Here is a 23842-nt window from a genome sequence, read left to right as displayed (position 1 = left end):
AATTAGCTTTTTATGTATAAAAAATAACCCTGTGTCTTTGTGAGATACAGGGTTTTTGTTTTATTAGCCAATTAAAATCAGCAATAAAGTGAAAGAATTAAGCTTTATTATCAGGTTGGGCTTCTACCACAATTTCGACTTCTTCAACTTCAGTTTGAGGTTTTTCCAGTAGACTTGCTTCTAACTCATTTAAACGTTGTTCTAAACGGGTCAGTTTTTCACGAGTACGTAATAAGACTTGAGTTTGTACATCAAACTCTTCGCGATTGACTAAATCCAATTTGTTTAATTGAGATTGCAGAACAGTGCGGATTTTTTTATCAATATCATCACCAAAATCTTTAATGCCCTGAGGCAGAACATTTTGGATTTGGCGCGCGACTTGTTCAAGTTTTTTCGGGTCCAACATGGGAAGTCCTCACAAATAAAATAGAAAGCTGAGGCTAAGTGTAATATGAGGACAGAGGGAATAAAACCAGATATCAAGATTATTGTTACTTTTTTATTATAAATCGTTAAATAACCGTATGTCATAAAATGATTATGTGATGAAGTAGAGATTGTCGCCGATTGATGATTGCCTCTTATAATTTTAAAGCGTATAGTTTCACCGTTAATCTCAGGGCGGGGTGAAAGTCCCCACCGGCGGTAGATACCTGAATACTTAGGTAAAGCCCGCGAGCGCTTTGCGTTGCCATTGTAATGCAAAGGTCAGCAGATCCAGTGTGATTCTGGAGCCGACAGTTAAAGTCTGGATGGGAGAGAATAAAATAGCATCAGTAGGATCATTGTATCCATTCCTGTTGTTTCTGCTTGTATGTTTATTAAGCAGAGATCCACTCCTAAGACTGCCCTGGTTCTGGTAACTTTCATTAATTATTGAGGTTTTTTTACCATGAATCAGACGCTACTTTCCGAATTCGGTAATCCATTTGAGCGTGTTGAACTTGCTCTAGAAGCCCTTCGTGCTGGTAAAGGCGTGATGGTGCTCGATGACGAGAACCGTGAAAATGAAGGCGATATGGTTTTCGCAGCAGAAACTATGACCACAGAACAAATGGCGATGTCTATTCGTCATGGTAGTGGCATTGTTTGTTTATGTATTACAGAAGAACGCCGTCAACAACTTGATTTGCCTATGATGGTGGAAAATAACACCAGTCATTTCCATACCGCGTTTACGGTAACAATTGAAGCAGCACAAGGTGTTACAACGGGTGTTTCAGCATCCGATCGTTTAACCACAGTACGTGCAGCGGCAGCTGACAATGCAAAACCAAGCGATTTAAATCGCCCAGGTCACGTATTCCCATTACGTGCTCAACCTGGTGGTGTGTTAACGCGTGGCGGACACACTGAAGCGTCAATTGATTTAGCAACTTTAGCCGGTTTTAAACCTGTTGCAGTGTTATGCGAGTTAACAAATGACGATGGCACAATGGCAAGAGCACCAGAAGTGATCACTTTTGCTAAAAAGCACAATATGCCTGTGTTAACTATTGAAGATTTAGTGGCTTATCGTCTTCGTGAGGAGAAAAAAGCTGGCTGAAATTAACATGTTATAAACGACACTGAAAACACACACACACTTATATCAAGCCACTTAAGGAAACTTAGGTGGTTTTTTCATATTTTTTGAATAACTATTTCATACTTCTTTGACTATATTTCAAGTAAGAAGGCAGTATGCTTATGTGATAAGAACACTCGCCATAAGAGGTGGTTATGGAAACAAAAATGATGCCAGCGTTATTTATTGGGCATGGTAGTCCAATGAATGTATTAGAAGATAATACATATACTCGCCTCTGGTCAAAATTAGGGGAAACGCTTCCTCAGCCTAAAGCGATTTTAGTGATTTCTGCTCATTGGTATACCGATGGAACTTATGTGACGGCAATGTCGCAACCAAAGACAATTCATGATTTTTATGGATTTCCACCAGAGCTGTACGCAATAGAATACCGAGCACGAGGCTCGATAGGTTTAGCCGCGCTGATTGAAGATCTTATTGATCCAATTAAATTAAAACTCGATATGGATCAATGGGGATTAGATCATGGAAGTTGGGGAATACTTGAAAAAATGTATCCCAAGGCAAATATTCCAGTCGTTCAATTAAGTATTGATGCGAGTCAATCAGCACAATGGCACTACGAATTAGGTCAAAAACTAGTTGAGCTGCGTAAAGAAGGTGTCTTGATTATTGGTAGTGGTAATATTGTTCACAATTTAAGAATGATGGATTGGCAAAATAGCGATGCAGCGCCTTATCCTTGGGCATTAGCCTTTAATGAGACAGTTGAAAACAGCTTACGAAGCGATAATGTACCAGAAGCGTTATTTACTATCTTATCAACAGAAGAAGGGCGATTGGCACATCCTACACCGGATCACTTTTTACCTGCGTTGTATCTATTAGGTTTAAAACAAGTGGGGGAAAAGGTAACAGTGCTGAATAATGATATTGTCAATAAATCGCTCAGTATGATGACATTTCAGATTGGATAATATTGTTCAATAAACCCAATTTATAAAATCTAAAGGTCAAATTCACTTTTATAGAATTTGACCTTTTTTATATTAAATATAATGTATCGACTCATTATATTTCCCTTATTGTTGATCTTTCCAATTTTCTATATAGATATAATAAATACTTTTAACCTTTTGTTTATATTGATTTTATTTTTATAAAAAGAGAATTTTGATAAGCTTTTTTAGCTTTCAATACAAATATTTCTTATTGAGAGCTTGTTTGTTGACATTCGTCAACGGTTGATATTAAATTAAGCTTATTGGAGGTTAATGAAGAAACATCCAAATAAACATATTCAATCTGCTATTGAATATGCTTTGAAGCATGAATGGGTATGGATTGCTTCGGGTAATCACTCACATACATTTTGTAAACTACGTTGTGGTGACCCAGCTAATGAGCATAAAAATCATCAGATTAGTGTTTGGTGTACACCATCAAATATGGAAAATCATGCTAAGCAGATAATAAGAAAGGTTAATCAGTGTTTTTGATCTTTTAGTAAATAAAGCGACTTAGGTCGCTTTTATCAGGGTGAATTTAGTGGAGTAACAATGCCTTTATTTAATTTTACATTAACATTATCAGGTATATCGAGTGATATCGATGGATTGGAAGATGCTCTATTTGAAAATGGTTGTAATGATGCTTTAGTCTGCTTTTATGGAAAATCTGTATATCTAGAGTTTGATAGAGATGCAAATTCATTAGATGAAGCTATTAGCTCTGCAATAGTGGATGTTGAGTCAACAGGCATGAGAATAAGAGTGGAGTCGGTAGATTCTACAATGGTAGGTTTAAGTGATATTGCAGATCTAACAGGATTAACACGGCAGGCAATAGCATTATTAAAAGATGGTTTAAGAGGTAGTGGAAGTTTTCCTTCACCCATTCAACGGATAAAAGGACAATCTCCATTATGGGATTGGTCTGTTGTTGCAGATTGGTTAGAAAAGAATAATCGTTTACATAAATGTCCTGAACTTAGCCACAATGCCAAAATATTGTGTAAATGGAATTTAGCTTTACGAATAAGTAACAATGAAAATAGCATTGAATTACAAGAAACTGTTGAGAAGATATCGGCGTTAAGAAGACAAATTAACGAATAAGAAGACAAACACCCCAAAGTCAATTAACTATGAGGTGCTTGAATATAGATATAATCGATTTTAGATCAATCTAAAATAATATGTGGATAGAAGCGTGAGAGATCTTGAGTGATAAGTTCTCTATCTTCTCTAATACAAATACCAGCAGATTGATCGTTAACCAGCCAACTACCAATTAATGTATAGCTATCGCCAAATTTTGGTAGTGGATGGAAATCTTGAACAATAAAGCCTTCTTCACCGTAAGGACCATCTGCAACAGCAATATCTTTGCCATTTTCAACAATACGAATATTTGCACCTTCGCGTGAAAACAGTGGTTTGATAACATAACGTGAGAGTGAATCAGGTGCTTTACCATCATAAAAATAAGCAGGTAGCAGATTTGGGTGATTAGGGAACATCTCCCAAAGCATTGGCAGTAATGCTTTATTTGAGATAATGCTCTTCCAGGAAGGCTCCAACCAACGAATGCCCGCATCAGCTAATTTAGTTGAGAAGTCTTCGCGGAACATAAATTCCCAAGGGTAAAGCTTAAACATATTGCTGATTATCTGATCTTGCAGATCAGTTAACTCACCACGTTCACCCAAACCCAGATCTTCAATAAAGACAAAGTCTGTTGTTACTTCTGCTTCTTCAGCACAATCTTGTAAATATTGAACCGTACCACGATCTTCTTCAGTATCTTGGCAACAAGACATATGCAGATAACGCATTCCGTATTGATCACGAAGCTCTGCGAATCGATCAATTAGCTTCTCTTGAATACTATTAAATTGATCGGCATTTTGAGGTAAACGACCTGCATTAATTTGATCTTCAAGCCAGATCCATTGGAAAAAAGCAGATTCATACAGCGAAGTCGGAGTATCTGCATTATTTTCTAACAGTTTTGCCGGACTTTTTCCATCATATGCTAAATCAAGACGTGAATAGAGCGAAGGTTGAGATGATTTCCATGAGTCACGTACAAAATCCCAACAATGACGAGGAATTTGAAAACGAGTCAGCAACTCTTCACTATTTGCCACTTTATCAGCGACTTGTAAGCACATCTGATGCAACTCTTCTGTCGTTTCTTCTAATGTTTCAACCTCTTCCATTGAGAATTGATAATAAGCATCTTCAGACCAATAAGGCTCGCCATACATTGTATGAAAGTTAAAGCCAAATTCAGTTGCTTTTTCACGCCAATCCGGGCGTTCAATTATATTTTCGCGTTTCATGGTTTTAATTAACCACCTGAACGATAAGAAGATGAACCCGTAGAGCTACGGTTATTATTCGTTGCACTGGTACGTTGAGCTGCGGCTTGTCTTGAAACCGTATTACCAAAGCCACCACGAGTTACTGTTGAGGTTGTTGATGGTTTTGGTGTCATGGCTGTTTTTGGTACGTTCATTTGACGACCACCAACCGCAGGACCATAGTTACGGCCTGTTGCATCCACAAATTTACCATTAGCAGGGCTTGTTGGGTTACGTGAACTAAACAGAGGTTGTGCTGGCGCACCGCCACCCATTAGACGACCCATCATATAACCCGCCATTAATGGCATAAAGAAGCTACCACCGGAGTTAGCTTGAGCCATTTGTGAGCTGTCTGGGCTTAAATTATTGGCATTTTCAGTACTAACAGGCTGCCCATCAATAGATGCTGTCTGTGTACATTGTGCATCACCGAATTCAGCTACGCAGTCTTCTAATGTTGCGTATTTAGGTGCTGTACGCTGTGCTTCTTGCAATGCAGTGCGATAAGAGTCTTCGCACTGTGCCGCTTGTGAAGGATTCGCTTGAGCACATTCTTGTGCATTCATATACAGTGAAACTGTCTCATCGCTCTCTTCACATCCTGAAAGCGCGAATACAGCAGTGATGGCGATTGCAACAGGCGCCAGACGATAAGGACGAAATGCTTTACGGAAAGCATCACGATTAATCGATTTGGTACGTTTCATTGGCATATTGATAAGATCCATAAAAGGTAAAACGTTCAAAATAAAAGCTAGGATAGGTTAAATAGTCTAGAAAATAAATAAGAAACGCCTAATCATCAGGGATAACCAGAAATTTGTGATCTTTATAAGGTTAAGGGTAATGAAATTAGGTAAATCCTCTCTTTTTAACCGAATTGTAATTAAGGTATTTGTTAATACAAGAATATAGATATTGTTGAGATCTTAATTTAAGTCATAACATAATATCTTATGTGAAGAGGAAGTATAAAAAAAAACCGCTTATCAGTTTATCGCTGAGAGCGGTTTTTTATCAGTGACTAAATTCTTAATTTACGATCAAGGCGCAACGTTAAGAGCAGGGCTTGTTAACGGGCGAATAATACTATCTGGTGAAGTCGAAACTTCTGCGCCCAGTGTATTATTTAACTTAATCAAGTCATTTTCATTTAATGTGCCACGGGCATATTCAATATTTAATTGGTTAATTAAATAGTCATAACGCGCGTTGGATAATTTCTGTTTTGCATCATAAAGCGTGGTTGTGGCATTCAACACATCAACAATAGTACGAGTCCCCACTTGATAACCCGCTTCAGTTGCATCTAATGAACTTTGCGCAGAAACAACAACTTGTTGATACGCTTTAATGCTACTGATTGATGCAGAGATATTGTTATAAGAAGAACGCGCGATTTGGACAATAGAACGATAAACCGATTCTAATTGTTCGCTTGCACTAGTAAAACCATATTGTGCTTGTTCAACTTGTGAGCTTGTTCTGCCACCTGTATATAAAGGAATACTCACAGACAGACCAATACTATTTTGACCACTATAGCTGTTGCTGTGACCAGCTAATGCATCTGCTCTATGGTCGTGACTATGGCTATTGGATACACCTGTTGATGCATTTAAATCTACGGTTGGTAAATGACCCGATTGTGCTAAACGAATATTCTCGCGTGCTAAATCTTGACCTAAACGTGCGCTTAATAAACTTAAATTACGTTCTTCAGCATCTTTTAGCAGTTTCTCAATAGAGTCTGGTGAAGTGGTTGAAAAACGACCAATATTGAGTGATGCCAGATTAATGTAATAGATACCACTTACTTGGCGTAGTTTTTCTAATGCATTATCTAATTGATTTCGACCTGCTACTTCTTGTGCCAGTACGCTATCGTAATTTGCACGCGCATTTTGTACGTCAGTAATAGCCACTAAACCTACGTTAAAACGTTGAGTTGTTTGATCTAACTGACGGTAAACTTGTTCTTTTTGCGCTTCAATAAATGATAATGAGTCGATAGCACGCAAAACATCAAAGTAAGCGGTCGCGGTGTCTAAAATCAGCTTTTGTTGACTTGTTTGGTAAGTCACATCGCTCATACCCGCTGTTTTTTCTTGAATGTTTAATTGGCGCCATAAAGCCATGTTAAACACACTTTGAGTCAGCGTTAAATTTGCGCCAATAGAATTGGATTCGGTATCTCTTGCATCACGGTAGCCGCTTTTATAATCTGCAGATGCGCCTAACCCTAATTGTGGTAATAATGAGCCACGAGCTTCATTAATTTTTTCAAAAGCTTGATTTCGTTCAGCTAATGACTTACGTAACTCAGGGTTACTGTCCTTTGCTTTTTGATAAACTTGAAGCAGATCCTCAGCCTGACTTGCAGTGCTGAATCCTGCCAAACTCATCGTGACCAAAAGAGAGAGCAGTTTTTTCATTTTAATTCCTTGTTGCAACAGTTTCGCTGAGTTGCCTCTGTTAATCTTGATTGGGGATAATTCTAGCAGATTGTTTCCCTAAGTAGGGGTAGCCATTTGTGCCATATCCTTTTATTTTAGATTAACTTTACATGAATTGTTGGCAAATTTCTTTAAATCTGTATTAAACGTAAGCAATAAAAAGACTCTTAAATGTAACTTAAGGAACATTGTATGAAGAAAAGGGAAAATACACCATTTTTATACGGTCGTGAAGATGTGAAATTGCTCAATCAAAGAGATTTATACAAAGGCTTTTTTCGCATGACCGAATATCGTTTTAAACATCGCCTTTTTGAAGGTGGATGGAGTGAAGAGGTTAAGCGAGAGGTTTTTGAACGAGGCAATGCAGGTGTTTTGCTTGCTTACGATCCTAAACGTGATGAAGTGGTATTAATTGAGCAAATTCGTATTCCTGCGTATGAAACCAGCGAGACACCTTGGTTGCTTGAAGTGGTTGCGGGCATGGTTGAACAAGGCGAAAGTCCAGAAGATGTTGTTAGACGTGAAGCCCAGGAAGAGGCGGGTGTTATTGTTGGACGATGTGAACCTATTGTGAGTTATCTTTCAAGCCCTGGCGGTACGAGCGAAAGAATGCATGTTTACGTCGGTGAAGTTGATGCAACAACAGCAAAAGGTATTCATGGATTAGCGTGTGAGAATGAAGATATTCGTGTTCATGTTGTCAGCAGAAAACAAGCTTATCTTTGGGTTGAAGAGGGGGTTATTGACAACGCTGCATCTGTTATCGCACTTCAATGGCTACAACTTCATCACGTGGCGTTAAGAAAGCGTTGGTCGGTAATTTAATACATTAATCAATCTTTAAAGGATGTTTTTAGTAATATTATCAAGTAGAGTAACTATCTCTAAGTATACGATATCAAATGAATTAAATTGTAAAATGAAGTGAAAAAAACGTGATTGAAAGCGAGAATATTTCTCACTAATCTTTTGAAATGTGTATTGGTTGGCAGATCTTTACTACGAAAATACGTTAACATAACGGCTAATGAGAGTGAAACAAGGAAACCTTTTGGAAAGCCAGCTTGAATTATCGGTGAAACACAAAAACACCGTAAGAATATTACAAATCACAGACACCCACCTCTTTGCTAATGTGGAAGATACTCTGCTGGGTATAAATACCTATCGTAGCTACCATGCGGTATTAAATGCGATTAGAGAGCAGGGTCTTGATGTTGACTTGATTGTTGCGACAGGTGATTTAGTTCAAGATCAAACCTTTGAAGCTTATCAGCATTTTGCTGATGGCATTGCGACGCTAACACCTCCTTGTGTTTGGTTGCCGGGTAATCATGACTATCAACCTGCAATGATTGATGCTTTAAATCAGGCAGGAATTTTGTCGGCTAAACAAGTGTTGATTGGTGATAATTGGCAAATGCTGTTATTAGATAGCCAAATTCAAGGCGTTCCTCATGGTGAGTTATCAGATTGTCAGTTAGATTGGCTAACACGTTGTCTCGAAAGTCAAAAGCACAGAGATACGATTATCTTGTTGCATCATCATCCTATGCCTTCAGGGTGTACATGGTTAGATCAACACAGTTTAAGAAATTCTCAAGAATTGGCAGAACGTTTAAGAGATCACTCTCAAGTAAAAATGATGCTTTGTGGCCATATTCACCAAGAAATGGATGAAATGTGGAATGGAATTCGTTTGTTGGCGACGCCTTCTACGTGCATTCAGTTTCGTCCTCATTGTACAAATTTTACATTAGATACTGTTTCTCCGGGCTGGCGCTATTTGGAAATGTCACTTTCATCTGATGAGAAGGGCAAAATTGAAACACAAGTCTACCGTTTAGCAGGTACTGAATTTTGTCCTGATCTTGATGCGGATGGCTATTAAGTTATGCCTCGTATTCTTTACTTGCATGGCTTTAATAGCTCACCTAAATCAGCAAAGGCACAGGCTTTTCGCCAATGGCTTGAAGTAACACATCCTGAAATTGAATTATTAGTGCCTCAATTGCCACCTTATCCTCAAGAAGCTGCTCAGCGAATTGAAACGTTAGTTAAAGAGAGTGCAGATGACAAGCTCGGATTAATTGGTTCATCATTAGGTGGCTATTTATCTATTTGGTTATCTCAACGTTTTAATTTACCCGCTGTTGTTGTTAATCCTGCGATACGTCCTTTCGATCTTTTGCAAGATTTCTTGGGTGAGAACGAAAATCCTTATACACATCAAAAATATAAGCTAGAACCTCACCATATGGATGAGTTGCTTGCTTTGCGTATTCCTACAATCACATCACCGGAACTTATTTGGTTGCTTCAACAAACTGGAGATGAAATACTTGATTATCGTCAAGCTGTCTCATATCTTGGCGCGTGTAGGCAAACCATAGAATCGGATGGAAACCATGCTTTTGTGGGTTTTGAACGTTTTTTTCCGAAAATTATTCAATTTTTAAAGATAATTTAGCCTTTCGGTCGATTAACCTGTAAAACGTAGGTTGATGTATCTAGCCGAAAATTAATATCATATTGCCGCCAACACCTGTTATTATAAACAGTATTTTTCTAACAGCGAACCGCAGATTAAAACAATGACTCAATCAAGTTATAACGCAAAGGATATTGAGGTTCTTAATGGTCTAGAGCCTGTACGTCGTCGTCCGGGGATGTATACAGATACAACAAGACCGAACCATTTGGCACAGGAAGTGATAGATAATAGCGTGGACGAGGCGCTTGCGGGACACGCATCAAAGGTCGATGTCATTTTATATGCAGACCAATCTATCGAAGTTATCGATAATGGGCGAGGAATGCCTGTCGATATTCACCCTGAACTTAACGTTTCTGCTATCGAATTAATCCTTGCTCACCTCCACGCCGGAGGAAAATTCTCTAATAAAAATTATCAATTTTCTGGCGGGTTGCATGGTGTGGGGATCTCGGTTGTTAACGCCCTCTCAAAGCGTATTGAAGTAACTGTTCGTCGTGATGGTAAAATTTACCAAATTGCCTTTGAAAATGGCGATAAAGTTGAAGAGTTACATGAGATTGGCACCTGTGCAAAACGAGATACAGGAACGAGTGTGCATTTTTGGCCTGATGGCGCCTATTTTGATGTTCCTCGTTTTTCTTCTAAAAGCTTATCTCATGTATTAAAAGCTAAAGCGGTACTGTGTCCGGGCGTTAATGTTTCTTTTGTAGATAAAGTAAACAACACCCAAGAAAATTGGTGCTACGCCGATGGTTTAACCGATTATTTAAGTGAAGCTGTCGCTGAGTTTGTTCGCCTTCCAGAAGAACCTTTTACAGGCAAATTTGAAGGTGATAATGAAGCCGTTGAATGGTCTATGTTATGGCTACCTGAAGGTGGCGATCTACTCACTGAAAGCTATGTTAACTTAATCCCGACGGTTCAAGGTGGTACACACGTAAATGGTTTACGCCAAGGTGTGTTAGATGCAATGCGTGAATTTTGTGAATTCCGTAATTTACTACCAAGAGGCCTTAAATTAACCGCCGATGATACATGGGAGCGTTGTGCTTATGTATTATCCGTGAAAATGCAAGACCCTCAATTTGCAGGGCAAACCAAAGAGCGACTCTCCTCAAGACAAACCAGTGCGTTTGTTGCAAATGCTGTAAAAAATGCTTTTAGCTTATGGCTAAATCAGAATGTTCAGGTTGGTGAATTACTTGCTGAAATGGCGATTAGCAGTGCTCAACGTCGTATGCGAGCTGCTAAAAAAGTGGTAAGAAAGAAACTCACTTCAGGGCCTGCATTGCCGGGTAAATTGGCTGATTGTACTTCTCAAGATTTACGTTACACCGAACTGTTTTTGGTTGAAGGGGACTCTGCGGGAGGCTCTGCTAAACAAGCTCGAGATCGTGAATATCAAGCGATTATGCCTCTGCGTGGTAAGATCCTAAATACATGGGAAGTCTCTTCAGATGAAGTGCTAGCGTCACAAGAAGTCCATGATATTTCGGTAGCAATTGGTATGGATCCTGATAATGATGATTTAAGCCAACTGCGTTACGGTAAAGTGTGTATTCTTGCGGATGCGGACTCGGATGGTTTACATATCGCAACCTTATTGTGTGCTTTATTTGTGCGCCATTTCCCGGCTCTTGTTAAGGAAGGGCACGTTTATATGGCAATGCCGCCACTTTATCGTATCGACTTAGGTAAAGAAGTTCATTATGCCCTTGATGAATCAGAAAAAAATGCCATTTTACAACGTTTAAGCCGTAAAAAAGGAAAGCCTAACGTACAGCGCTTTAAAGGTTTGGGTGAAATGAACCCACTTCAACTGCGTGAAACAACGCTTGATCCTAATACGCGTCGTTTAGTGCAATTGGTGATTGACGATGAAAATTATCAAGAGACCCTAGGCATGATGGATATGTTGTTAGCGAAGAAACGCTCTGAAGATCGCCGAAGTTGGTTACAAGAGAAAGGCGATGAAGTTGACATCGAAGTGTAATGGATACCACAAGAGTCTGAGGAAAAATTGAATGAGTGAATTGACTCATGATGGTGTAGAGCGCCAACCGCTCCACTTATTTACAGAAAATGCCTATCTCAACTACTCCATGTACGTCATTATGGATCGTGCATTACCTTTTATTGGAGATGGGCTAAAACCCGTGCAACGTCGTATCGTTTATGCGATGTCAGAGCTTGGTTTAAGTAATAACGCTAAATTTAAAAAATCAGCCCGTACTGTTGGTGACGTGCTAGGTAAATATCACCCGCATGGTGATAGTGCATGTTATGAAGCAATGGTACTTATGGCTCAGCCGTTCTCTTACCGTTATCCATTAATTGATGGACAAGGTAACTGGGGTGCGCCGGATGATCCAAAATCTTTCGCCGCGATGCGTTATACCGAATCACGCCTTTCTAAATATTCACAAACATTATTGAGTGAATTAGGACATGGCACGGTAGATTGGATCCCTAACTTTGACGGCACGATGCAAGAGCCGAAAATGTTGCCTGCACGCTTACCTAATATCGTGCTTAATGGTACAACAGGTATTGCAGTTGGGATGGCAACGGACATTCCACCACATAATGCGCGTGAAATAGGGCAAGCTTTAGTTATGCTTTTAGATAATCCAGATGCAGGGTTATCTGACGTGATGCAATATGTTCAAGGTCCTGATTATCCGACTGAAGCTGAGATTATTACCGCTCAAGACGATATCAAGAAGATTTATAAAACAGGGCGTGGTTCTGTCAGAATGCGGGCTGTTTGGCAAAAAGAAGAAGGATGCGCGGTGATCACTGCATTGCCTCATCAAGTTTCTGGAGCCAAAGTCCTTGAGCAAATCGCAGCATTGATGCGCGCCAAAAAACTACCTTTAGTTGAAGATTTACGTGATGAATCTGATCATGAAAATCCGACTAGACTTGTTATTGTACCTCGTAGTAATCGCGTCGATTTAGAACAAGTAATGTACTACTTGTTTGTGAATACTGATTTGGAGAAAAGTTATCGCGTTAACCTGAATATGATCGGGTTAGATAACCGTCCAGCAGTAAAAGGATTACTAACTATTTTAAACGAATGGTTAGTTTATCGTCGCCAAACAGTAACAAACCGCTTAAATCATCGTTTAGAGAAAGTTTTACGCCGCTTAGAAATTCTCAAAGGTTTATTAATTGCTTATCTCAATATTGATGAAGTGATTGAAATTATTCGTCATGAAGATGAACCAAAAGCAGAATTAATGCGCCGCTTTGAATTATCAGACATTCAAGCAGAAGCTATTTTAGAGCTACGTTTGCGCCATTTAGCCAAACTTGAAGAGATGAAACTAAAAGGCGAAAGTGATGAGCTTGAAAAAGAACGCGACAGCATTGAGAAATTATTAAGTTCACCACGCCGTTTAAATACTTTACTGAAAAAAGAGATTGAAGCCGACGCGAAAGAATTTGGTGATGATCGTCGCTCGCCTATCCGCCCTCAGGAAGAGGCGAAAGTGGTGAATGAACAAGATATGTTGCCATCAGAGCCGGTGACTATTGTGCTGTCTGAAATGGGCTGGGTACGTAATGCAAAAGGACATGATATTGACCCAAGTGGCATGAGTTATCGTGCAGGAGATGGTTATCACAGTGCAGTACGAGGCATGAGTAATCAGCCTGTTCTGTTCCTTGATTCCACCGGACGAAGCTATACCTTAAGCCCAAATGATATGCCTTCAGGACGTAGCCAAGGCGAACCATTAACTGGTAAGTTAACTTTCCCACCTGAAGCCAGCGTGAAATACATGTTAGCGGGAAGTGCTGGACAAGAATATTTACTGGCAACAAAAGAAGGTTATGGTTCGGTTCTCTCTTACGATGAGATGGAAACGAAGAACAAGACAGGTAAAGGGCTACTAACTGTTTCTGAAGAGACTGAATTATTAGCACCGTTCTTAGTTGATCCTCAAAAGAAAAATGAGCAACACTGGTTTATTATCATCACTGACAAAACACGTATTTTAGCCATTTCAGCAGAACAACTGAATGAAATGAATAAAAAAGGGCGTGGTACACGTCTTGTTGCTTTAGGAAAAGAGCAAGGCGATGTGATTGAACAAATGCTGTTTGCACCTAAAGATGAAGCATTAATCTTTACTGTTGATGGCCAGCAAGAAGTGCTTAAAGCAGAAGAAATCAACTATTTTAGCGGCAACGCGGGTGATGAACCTATTCCGTTAAAACATCTACATCCTGAAGCTGTTACCGTCATTATGTCTGAAAAAGGGCTTATTCGTTGCCAAAAAGGACATAATATTGATGCTAAATCGGTTGGTTTTAAATCTGGTGATGACTATTTTGATGCCGTTGAAGGTATGAGTAATCAACCTGTACACTTAATTGATACTACGGGTCAAAGCTATACCGTTGATGTTGATGCATTACCTTCAGGCCGTAGCAAAGGCGATGCGCTAACTGACCGATTAAAAGTTCAAAAAGGTGCGCAATTACGCCATGTTGTTATGGGCGAAAATACCGATAAGATCTTAATGGCATCTGATGCTGGTTATGGATTTATCTGTCAGGTTGATGATTTAACTTCTAAAAATAAAGCAGGAAAATCACTACTGACTTTACCTGAAAATGCATTACCATTACCGCCACAACGCTTGAATAATGAGCTCACTGATCTCATTATGATCATTACTAAAGGCGGTAGAATGCTGATTTTTGAAGCAGCAGAACTACCAACTATGGTAAAAGGAAAGGGAAATCAGATGGTTTCTATTCCAGCTTCGCAAGCAGCAAGTGGTGAGGATAACGTCGCTTGGTTACGAGTATTACCTGAAAATGCCTCAGTTACCCTGCATTTTGGTAAACGTAAAATGACAATGTCGATGAATGAGTTAGTTAGCTTTAAAGCAAAACGTGGACGTCGAGGAACCTCTTTACCTCGCGGTGCTCAGGTTATCGATCATATTGATATTGAAACAAATTAAATCTAATACTTAATTGATATTGAGTGGGTCTGTTGACCCACTTCTATTTAGGACGCTAAAACTTATGTTAGCCATTATTCGAGGCATCATTGTCATTCTTTACACCATTATTGTGGTGACGTTTGGAATGATTTATTGCATGTTTTCACCAAGAAATCCTAAACATGTAATGACTTACGGACGCTTATTCGGCAAGTTATCTACTGTTTTTGGTATTAAACTCGTTGAGCGTTTTCCAAAAGAAGCGGAAAGCTATGGCCCAAGTATTTATATCGGAAACCATCAAAACAATTTTGATATGGTGACGATGTCAAATGCAGTACAACCTAATACCGTAACAGTGGGTAAAAAAAGCTTAATTTTTATTCCTTTCTTTGGTCAGTTGTATTGGATAACGGGTAATATTTTGATTGATAGAGCAAACCGCTCTAAAGCGCATGGCACAATTTCACAAGTAGCGGATCAAATTAAATCGAAGAAGATTTCTGTTTGGATGTTCCCTGAAGGAACTCGTAGCCGTGGTCGTGGCCTTTTACCGTTTAAAACAGGTGCATTCCATGCAGCTATTCAAGCTGGTGTGCCTATTATTCCTGTTTGTGTTTCTACAACACAGGATAAAATTAAGCTAAATCGTTGGAATAACGGTTACGTTATTGTTGAAATGTTGCCTCCAATTGATGTTTCAAAATACAACAAAGATCAAGTTCGAGAATTAGCAGAAGATTGTCGTCAAATTATGAAAGCGAAAATCGAAGAGCTAGATAAAGAAGTTGAAGAAATGAATAAGCGTGATTTTCCCGGTAAATTAAATTAATACTTATTTAGTTTCTTTGTTAGTACGAATATAAGCCTGATCTTCATATACTCGTCATACTTCAAGGTGCAACGTTGTTGACTACGTTCATTCGCACTAGTCACATACTTATGTATGCTCCTAGCGACTCATTCACTTGTCGCCTAGTTGCACCTTGAATTATTTAGAGTATATGTTTTTATGTGTTCCAGTTGTTGCCTAGCTACATTTTGAATTATTTAGAGTACTGGTTATCAACTATTTTTAGGATTTATGTCATATCCGCGCTATTATGCTCCCGTAATTTCATTTAAGTCCTTTTGTCTTTAAATCACAGCAGCTTTTTTCCTGTTACAGCATTTTTGATGATGCGATAGGAATATTTGTATTTTGTTGCGGAGAAAGTATGTCATTTAGTCGTCGCCAGTTTATTCAGGCTTCAGGCTTAGCGGTATGTCTGGGCTCTATATCTTCTTCTGTTCGTGCTGAATCAGTCAATGATAAACAATTACCTATACCGCCATTGTTGGAATCTCGTCGTGGTCAGCCGCTATTTTTGACGTTGCAAAATGTGCATTGGGCGTTTAATGGTACGCAAAAAGCGGAAGTTTGGGGGATCAATGGCTCAACTCCGGGACCGACAATCAAAGTCAAAAGTGGCGATGATATAAAACTTATTTATAGTAACCGTCTTAATGAAGCGGTATCAATGACGGTAAGTGGCTTATTAGTTCCGGGGACTCAAGTTGGTGGTGCGGCAAGATTAATGTCACCCGGTGCTTATTGGTCGCCAGTATTGCCTATTCGTCAGAAAGCAACAACATGTTGGTATCACGCCAATACTCCCTTTAAAATGGCACCCCATGTTTATAATGGATTGGTGGGAATGTGGATTGTGGAAGATGAAGAGAGCAAATCTCTGCCTTTACCAAAACATTATGGAGTGAATGACTTTCCGATCATTATTCAAGATAAGCGGATTGATAATTTTGGTACACCACAATACGACAAAGAAGCCGCTAGTGATGGTTTCTATGGCGATACATTGCTAGTTAACGGACGTGAAGATCCTTATATTGAAGTCTCTAGAGGTTGGATCCGCTTACGTTTAGTCAATGCATCTAATGCTCGTCGTTATGAACTAACTGCAAATGATGGTCGTTCACTTTACCTTATCGCTTCTGATCAGGGTTTATTAACATCTCCCGTAGAACTGAAATCGATTCCAATGGCTCCGGGAGAGCGACGTGAAATATTGGTTGATATGTCTGAAGGTGGTGAAGTCACAATTACCGCAGGGCAAAGTGCCGGCTTTATGGATAGGCTTCGTGGTATTTTTGAACCTTCTGATTTACTACGTAATGCCAATATACTAACCATTAAGCCAACTGGATTAATGTCATTAGTGACAGACAAAGCACCTGCGCAACTAGCGGTAGATGACACACAAATCACCACTTCTATTCAGCCTAGAACCATTCAACTGCATAACAGTCCTCCGGGAATAAATAATGCTCGTTGGGAGCTTTCAAGAATTGATTTAGTCGGTAAGCAAAATGGGTGGGAGCGTTGGCTTGTAACAGTGCCGACACCGCAACCATTCCATATTGAAGGTGCCCGTTTTAAAGTGATTAACCATAATAGTCAGAAACCAGCACCCGCAGATTTTGGTTGGAAAGATACCGTTTGGATTGAGAGTCAAAGTGAATTACTGGTGGAATTAAAACAGCCTTCTTATTCGCATTTCCCTTTCCTATATTACAGCCAGTTATTAGAAAATGCAGATAAAGGTATAGTAGGGCAAATGGAAGTCACGCCTTTAGAATAGACACGATGTAGTAACACTAAATTAAAAGAAAAACAGTATTTTTATTTTAAAAATACTGTTTTTCTTTTATTAAAAATAATGTGGATTATATTTTTTAGACTAAAGTTAAATAGAGAAGACTATTCTCAAAAAAATTGTTAATCAATTTGATATTTTTGTTTATTTATTTAAGTTCTCTTTATTAAGTTGATTTAAATATTGTCACTCATGAGGTTAATATTGAAATAGGTTAATTTTGGTTGTTTGTAATATAATAACAAGTGATCTAATCTTGTTTAATCTATCTATTAATTTGTGATTATGTAGTCAATCTATCTATTTTTATGGCATGAAATCATATTTTTGAGATGCCCTTCAAGTAATTATTTCTCTAGAAACTAGAGAATCTTCGCGTCTTTTATTTTTGATCCTTAATTAATGTTATTAAATTTTAATATAACTGAAGGTACAGAATGAACAAAGAAATAGCTTTAAGTCATCATCACAAAATGAATAAAAAAAATAAAATAAATAATAATATATTTCAACTTTCCATTGTTGCATCAGCACTTCTTTTTTCTGGATATTCCGTAGCATATTCAGAAGCTGGGCAATTAGGAGATACAAAAAGTTGGGAAAGCCAAGAATATCAAAAAGACTGGGGGCTTGCTGCTATGAATGCCTCTAGTGCTTATGCACTTGGTTTTCATGGGCAAGGTGCCAAAATTGGTGTAATGGACTCTGGTGCATTATTGTCACATCCAGAATTAAACGATGCGCGTTTTCATGCAGTGAAAGCCAAAGGTCAATATGGTTCAACAGGCATGCGTTACCCTCAAGAAATGGGAGGGCATTATGAGAAAGGCCAAGCCTTTGATGTTGACGGTGGCTGGATCAAAGGTGTGAATGACACACACGGCACACACGTCACAGGAACCGTTGGAGCAAGCCGTGACGGTAATGGTATGCATGGGGTTGCATGGGGTTCTGATGTTTATTTAGGAAATACCGGCGCGACAGATAGTAATAACTACGGTCCTTATCAAGATTACACTTATTTCTATACTGGCTGGAAAGCGATGGTGGATGCTGGAGCTCAAGTTATTAATAACAGTTGGGGAACAAACCCTCGAATTGTTAACACGGTTCCAACAAAAGGTCCTGATGGCGGTAATACAACCGTACACATGCCTGTAGATACCACTGCACAAACAGAATACGAATATTTCTATTTCAAAAAAGTCTATGGTGATAAACCTTCCTTTGTTGATGCGGCTTATGACGCGGTAAAAGGCACTAACGTTGTACAAGTATTTACAACAGGTAACCGTGACTTTGCTCAACCTTATTACCGTCCTCTTTATCCTTATTTTAATCCTGAAGCTGAAAAACATTGGATTGCTGTTGCGGGTCTTAAACAGAATGCGGACAAGTCGGGTTATGAATTAGAAAAAATCTTTAATGAAGCAGGAAATGCGAAATGGTGGACGGTTGTTGCACCGGGTCGTTACATTTATTCATCAGTTGTTGATGAAGAGGGAAATGCAGGTTGGGATACCTTTAGTGGTACATCAATGGCGGCTCCTCACGTTACAGGTGCCATGGGTGTATTGATGTCACGCTATGGATCGATGAATGCGATGCAAGTACGTGACGTGATGTTTACAACGGCTAACCATCATAATCCAGATGGCTCTTTATATGATAGCTGGACTGCGGCAGAAGGAACGCCAGATGTGCGTTATGGTTGGGGTACTCCTGATTTAGATAAAGGGATGTATGGCCCTGGTCAATTCTTAGGTAAGTTTGAATATAACCTAAGCATGACGCCACTTGATGTCTGGACAAATGATATTTCACAAACCGCGCTAGATTTACGTGAACAAGAAGACCTTGCATGGTTGAAGGAATATACAGATAAAGGTATTGCTGCTGGTGGCGATTATGTTTTAGGAACTGATTTTGTTATCAACGATGGTAACCCAGATCCAACCTCACACATTGTCAGCAAAGAAGATGCTGAAAAATGGCGTAAAGAGTATTACCAAAAACGTGCTGATGCTATTCAAGCGAAAATTGACGCTGGATTATATGATGGCGCTTTAGTTAAGAAAGGCGAAGGTACATTAGTGATGACTGGTGATAACACTTATCGTGGTGGTACAACAGTCGAACAAGGTACTTTATATGGCTTTACAGAATCGTTTGGTACAGAAGCGGTTAATGTGAATGGCGGTAAATTAAGTGTTATCGATCGCTATAACGACACTTTCACACAACAAGGTCAATTAGCATCAAATGAAAGCCACAAAGCCAATATTAATATCAACGATAAAGGGACGTATTTAGTTACCGTTGGACATGATGTTAATGTCGGTGATATGGCTTTAAATAAAGGGGCAAACTTAGATATTGGTGCTGATAGTGAAGGTCAATTAAAAGATATCTACCTTAATAATACTGTCGCGACAGGTACCGTTAATGCGGATAATTTAGTTGATAATCGTACTACAACTAAGATGTTAGCAAATAATAATCCAAACAGTGATTATGCATTATTTGATAAAAATGTTTCTGTAAAAGACAACACCATTACAGGCACATTAAGTAAAAAAGAAAATACGTCTTTAGCCACTTTTGCTAATAATGAAAATGGTCGTTCTATTGCCAATGCTTTAGATAATACAGGTAGTGGTGATCTATTTAATGCAGTATTACCAATGAATGAAAGAGATCTGAATAAGACCTATGAATCATTAGGTAGTGATATGTACCTTAATGCTAACAGTGCAAGTGTAGTGAATGTGTTAGGTTTAACTCGTACTGTGAAAGATCAAGCCATGGGTATTGGTCAAGGCCGTTATGCTAAATTGGATAATAGCAATGCACGTATTTGGATGACAGGTATTGGCCAATGGGGTAATGCTGATTATGGTCATAGCAATATGGATGTTGATTTCTATGTCGGTTTATTAGGCGCAGAAATCGATGTGACCGAAAATACCAAAGCAGGTCTGTTCTTTGGTGCGGGTTCAACCAAATATAAAGGTAATGAGCACGGAAAAATAGACAGCAACGATATTCATATTGGTGCCTACGGTGTTTCTAATTTATATGACGTGGCTTCATTGAACTATGGTTTCACACATACTAACCAAGATAGAGATGCAAAAAGAACACTTTGGGTAGGACAAAATGCAGGTTATAACTCAACAAGTTATGATGCAAAAATCACTCAAATTTTCTTAGAGGGTGCTTATACTCAATTCAATACTAATCAGTATTCTATTGAGCCATATGCAGGATTTAGCTGGTTACGTGTATCAACTGATGATATCAATGAAAATGTTGGTAATATGAAATTTACCACTAAGACTGACTCACAAGATATTCAAGTGGGTACTATCGGTTTACGTGGTGGCTATCCATTTATGGCAGGCAATGTAAATATGGCATTAAAAGGCGATATTTCTGCAAGCCATCTGTTTGGTGACAATCGTCCTGAATCACGTCTCTTCTTATCAAATTCTGGTGATGCAACATTACGCGGTGGCAAGCTGGATAATTTATTTGGTGTTGGCTTAGGTGTTGATGCGCAATTAAGTAAATCAACTACCTTCGGGCTGTCTTACCAAGGTCAATATAATAGTGACGTAAGTTCAAGTGGGATTAATGCAACATTGAAAATTAATTTCTAAATTGTATTAATTACTTTATATATTAAAGCCCTTAGCAATAAGGGCTTTTTTTTGTATTAAAACTAATGTTGTTATTTTATTTTATTTTTAAGTGACAAGAAGGAGATGTTATGATTGCTATTAATGATGCTACTTTAAGAGATATAAAATATATTATTCATTATAAAGGGGGAATGAGTAAGGGTGATTGTGGAGTGAAAGATTTAATTGATAAAATTGATAATATAAATAGGAATTTCATTTTATCATATAAGAAGATTGGTTTTTTTCAAAGGGTTTTTGATTTTATAAAAGAAATAGCAAATATAAAAGTAAAATGTGATTTCATTTTAGAACATAATAAATATGAAGAGATAAATGACTTCTTTTTTTTAAATTCATTGAATAAAAAGGTTATTAATTCTGATAGAGTTACAATAAATTATTGTAATCTTAATAATGAAATTTCCTCATTTTTACAACGAAGGATGAAAAACGATATAGATGAAAATGAATTTATTAATAGCTACTTGAAAAATAATATAAAAACAAAGGGTGATTTCTTATTGTTATATTCAATTTTAAATAACTTAATGTATTCAATAGAAAATAAAAATAATGAAAATATATTAAAGCAAACTAGTAATGAGGAAAGTTTTAAATTTATATCAAGGAATGACATCTTTTATAAGGAGAGTATTTTTAAATTACTAGATTCTATTTATGATGATGGGGGAAGTGAAGAGAATAAAATTAGAAAAATAAAAAATATTGGTGATTTGAAAAAAATTAATAAAGTAAATAAAGAAGATTCGATTATCAATTTAATTAAATTTATTCATAATTTAAAAGAAAAAGAAATGAGAAGTGAAATTTTTTTATTAAAATTAGAAAATACTTTAATAAATATAAAAACACATCTTAGTGGCTTTGAAAATAACCCAAAGATACAGACGATTGTTAATAATTTGAAAGTGTTGTTACCATCCTATATGCAAGAAGTTATGATGAACGATAATAAATCAATTAATTTTGATTTTGAGGTGTATGAAACCTTTGATAATAGTAATGATATATATAAAGATAAAATAAAATTAATTTTTGACGAATATAAAGAGAAGAATAGAAATAAAGCATCATATATTAAAAATATTATCAGCGAGATTAACGAGTTAGAGCTTAATGAAGCTAATGTTAATAGCTATCTACAGTTTAATCAAAATACATTAAATGATTTATTATCTTATTTGAAATAAAAAACATCATATAGCTTATGGCTATATGATGTTCTATTGCTTAACTCAGCGCGACTTTAATCCCCAAACCAATCAGTACTACACCCAGTACTTTATCAATACTTTTTTGGATTTTATTGAGTACTTTTCTCACAGGTGCACTTTGAATTAATAAAACGAGCAAAGGCCAGTAAACAACAGCTAATCCCCAAATAATAAAGGCATACCACAATTTTTCACCGATACTTGAATCAACACTTAATACTTGAGTGAAAACGGCAAGAAAGAACAAAGTGGCTTTAGGATTGAGTAAATTACAGAGAAAACCCTGCATAAAAGCTTTCTTAAAACTAATTTGTGAATGTTGTGTGGCTTTTTCATCAATCGAATGATTAGATTTTGAGAGCAAACTCTGAAAGCCAATCCATAACAAATAAGCAGCTCCAGCATATTTTAAGATGGAAAAAAGCCAAGGTGTTGTGGTGATAAGCACCGCAATACCTGCAACACAATATGACATATGTACCAGCAATGCCGCTACAATACCCATTGCGGTCATCATTGCTGCAGATCGTTGATAACGTGCTGCATTTTTTACAACGAGAAAAAAGTCAGGACCTGGTGAGATCATACCGAGTAAAGCAATTGTAAAAACAACTAAAGAAGTTTCAAGCATAATAGCGCCTTGTATATAACAATATTATAATGATTGAATCTTATATGATTAAGTTAACACTTCGAGTATAAAGCAATTATTTATTATCAAGGAAGCATAATTTGTATCGACTCGGGTTTTAGCTTTACGTATAGTGTGGACAGTTTTTTCCCATCTTTACCCGTAGGTGTGTAAATGAATATTAGTTTAATCGCAGCATTAGCGATGGATCGCATTATTGGTATGGAAAAGGCAATGCCTTGGACATTACCAGGTGACCTCGCATGGTTTAAAAAGAATACGCTAAATAAACCCGTTATTATGGGGCGGGTGACTTATGAGTCTATTGGACGTCCTTTACCGAATCGTCTTAATATTGTTTTAAGTAGTCACCCTGGAACAGATAGTGACGTTGTTTGGGTTAAATCTGTAGAAGAGGCTTTGCAGGCTGCTGAAAATTATGAAGAAATTATGGTTATAGGTGGTGGTAAAGTGTATGAGCAATTTCTGCCTATGGCAAATACACTCTATCTAACTCACATCGATGCTGAAGTTATCGGTGATACAACATTCCCAGATTATGAGCCTGATGAGTGGGATTCTACCTTTATGGAATACCATGAAGCCGATGAAAATAACTCACATAACTACTGCTTCGAAATATTAAAAAGAAGAAAATAACAAGAATTAAATAAAAAGGGAGATTAAATATCTCCCTTTTTATTATTCCTATTTTATTAATATAGAAATAACGCTAAATAAGATTCATTTATCTATTTAATTATTTATCTTTAAAATAGAGCGTTATTCTAAAATAATCATTATTTATAATT

The 23842-nt window shown here is 37.7% G+C and carries 19 protein-coding genes, 1 pseudogene and 1 riboswitch; of the genes and pseudogenes, 15 read left to right on the top strand and 5 right to left on the bottom strand.

Annotated features, from left to right (window positions below; all coding sequences use genetic code 11):
• Positions 1–97: 97 nt before the first annotated feature.
• On the bottom strand, positions 98–409 hold the full coding sequence (gene ubiK / locus CBE70_RS07220; RefSeq protein WP_100158803.1) for a ubiquinone biosynthesis accessory factor UbiK: 312 nt from the start codon (positions 407–409) through the stop codon (positions 98–100).
• A 202-nt stretch (positions 410–611) separates the two neighbouring features.
• Positions 612–771: riboswitch (FMN riboswitch) on the top strand.
• Between the two features lie 124 nt (positions 772–895).
• Between ubiK and ribB the strand changes: the two genes are divergently transcribed.
• The 4 genes from ribB (at position 896) to CBE70_RS07200 (ending at position 3651) form a co-directional block, all read left to right on the top strand.
• Positions 896–1549: a 3,4-dihydroxy-2-butanone-4-phosphate synthase gene (gene ribB / locus CBE70_RS07215; RefSeq protein ID WP_023582768.1), complete on the top strand. Its 654-nt coding sequence runs from the start codon at positions 896–898 to the stop codon at positions 1547–1549.
• Positions 1550–1725: 176 nt separating this feature from the next.
• Positions 1726–2511: a 4,5-DOPA-extradiol-dioxygenase gene (gene ygiD / locus CBE70_RS07210; RefSeq protein WP_100158802.1), complete on the top strand. Its 786-nt coding sequence runs from the start codon at positions 1726–1728 to the stop codon at positions 2509–2511.
• Positions 2512–2808: 297 nt separating this feature from the next.
• The gene (locus CBE70_RS07205) at positions 2809–3033 is read left to right on the top strand and encodes a hypothetical protein (RefSeq protein WP_100158801.1); all 225 of its coding nucleotides are present in this window, start codon (positions 2809–2811) and stop codon (positions 3031–3033) included.
• Between the two features lie 60 nt (positions 3034–3093).
• Entirely contained in the window at positions 3094–3651 is a 558-nt protein-coding gene (locus CBE70_RS07200; RefSeq protein ID WP_100158800.1) for a helix-turn-helix transcriptional regulator, read from the top strand.
• 65 nt (positions 3652–3716) lie between these two features.
• On the opposite strand, the gene CBE70_RS07195 is transcribed toward CBE70_RS07200, so the two are convergent.
• The 3 genes from CBE70_RS07195 to tolC all read right to left on the bottom strand — a co-directional run bounded on the left by CBE70_RS07195 (position 3717) and on the right by tolC (position 7339).
• Positions 3717–4880, bottom strand: coding sequence for a glutathionylspermidine synthase family protein (locus CBE70_RS07195; RefSeq protein ID WP_100158799.1), 1164 nt, complete (start codon positions 4878–4880; stop codon positions 3717–3719).
• Between the two features lie 8 nt (positions 4881–4888).
• Complete coding sequence (locus CBE70_RS07190; RefSeq protein WP_072070058.1) at positions 4889–5617, bottom strand: DUF1190 family protein; 729 nt, start codon at positions 5615–5617, stop codon at positions 4889–4891.
• A 330-nt stretch (positions 5618–5947) separates the two neighbouring features.
• Positions 5948–7339, bottom strand: coding sequence for an outer membrane channel protein TolC (tolC, locus tag CBE70_RS07185; protein WP_100158798.1), 1392 nt, complete (start codon positions 7337–7339; stop codon positions 5948–5950).
• Between the two features lie 213 nt (positions 7340–7552).
• Between tolC and nudF the strand changes: the two genes are divergently transcribed.
• The 10 genes and pseudogenes from nudF to CBE70_RS07140 all read left to right on the top strand — a co-directional run bounded on the left by nudF (position 7553) and on the right by CBE70_RS07140 (position 22375).
• Entirely contained in the window at positions 7553–8188 is a 636-nt protein-coding gene (gene nudF / locus CBE70_RS07180) for an ADP-ribose diphosphatase (RefSeq protein WP_100158797.1), read from the top strand.
• Between the two features lie 226 nt (positions 8189–8414).
• Positions 8415–9254 carry a 3',5'-cyclic-AMP phosphodiesterase gene (cpdA, locus tag CBE70_RS07175; RefSeq protein ID WP_100158796.1) on the top strand — a complete coding sequence of 280 codons (840 nt, stop codon included), beginning with the start codon at positions 8415–8417 and terminating at the stop codon, positions 9252–9254.
• A gap of 3 nt (positions 9255–9257) precedes the next feature.
• A complete protein-coding gene (gene yqiA / locus CBE70_RS07170) occupies positions 9258–9833 on the top strand; it encodes an esterase YqiA (protein WP_100158795.1) in 576 nt (191 codons plus the stop codon).
• 124 nt (positions 9834–9957) lie between these two features.
• The gene (gene parE / locus CBE70_RS07165) at positions 9958–11853 is read left to right on the top strand and encodes a DNA topoisomerase IV subunit B (protein WP_100158794.1); all 1896 of its coding nucleotides are present in this window, start codon (positions 9958–9960) and stop codon (positions 11851–11853) included.
• Between the two features lie 31 nt (positions 11854–11884).
• A pseudogene (gene parC / locus CBE70_RS07160) lies at positions 11885–14065 on the top strand (DNA topoisomerase IV subunit A); the annotation flags it as partial.
• A 51-nt stretch (positions 14066–14116) separates the two neighbouring features.
• The gene (locus tag CBE70_RS18695; protein WP_408634008.1) at positions 14117–14842 is read left to right on the top strand and encodes a DNA gyrase C-terminal beta-propeller domain-containing protein; all 726 of its coding nucleotides are present in this window, start codon (positions 14117–14119) and stop codon (positions 14840–14842) included.
• A gap of 64 nt (positions 14843–14906) precedes the next feature.
• On the top strand, positions 14907–15656 hold the full coding sequence (locus CBE70_RS07155; protein WP_100158792.1) for a 1-acylglycerol-3-phosphate O-acyltransferase: 750 nt from the start codon (positions 14907–14909) through the stop codon (positions 15654–15656).
• A 385-nt stretch (positions 15657–16041) separates the two neighbouring features.
• Positions 16042–17463, top strand: coding sequence for a cell division protein FtsP (gene ftsP / locus CBE70_RS07150; protein WP_100158791.1), 1422 nt, complete (start codon positions 16042–16044; stop codon positions 17461–17463).
• Between the two features lie 452 nt (positions 17464–17915).
• The gene (pta, locus tag CBE70_RS07145; RefSeq protein WP_100158790.1) at positions 17916–21140 is read left to right on the top strand and encodes an autotransporter Pta; all 3225 of its coding nucleotides are present in this window, start codon (positions 17916–17918) and stop codon (positions 21138–21140) included.
• 110 nt (positions 21141–21250) lie between these two features.
• Positions 21251–22375 (top strand): hypothetical protein, encoded by a 1125-nt coding sequence (locus tag CBE70_RS07140; RefSeq protein ID WP_100158789.1) that lies wholly within the window; start codon positions 21251–21253, stop codon positions 22373–22375.
• A gap of 40 nt (positions 22376–22415) precedes the next feature.
• On the opposite strand, the gene CBE70_RS07135 is transcribed toward CBE70_RS07140, so the two are convergent.
• The gene (locus tag CBE70_RS07135; RefSeq protein WP_100158788.1) at positions 22416–23030 is read right to left on the bottom strand and encodes a LysE family translocator; all 615 of its coding nucleotides are present in this window, start codon (positions 23028–23030) and stop codon (positions 22416–22418) included.
• Positions 23031–23204: 174 nt separating this feature from the next.
• Between CBE70_RS07135 and folA the strand changes: the two genes are divergently transcribed.
• Entirely contained in the window at positions 23205–23690 is a 486-nt protein-coding gene (folA, locus tag CBE70_RS07130; protein ID WP_100158787.1) for a type 3 dihydrofolate reductase, read from the top strand.
• Positions 23691–23842 lie beyond the last annotated feature (152 nt).

Source organism: Proteus columbae, assembly GCF_002777965.1.
Classification (GTDB): domain Bacteria; phylum Pseudomonadota; class Gammaproteobacteria; order Enterobacterales; family Enterobacteriaceae; genus Proteus; species Proteus columbae.
This window is presented reverse-complemented; position numbering and strand designations above follow the sequence as displayed.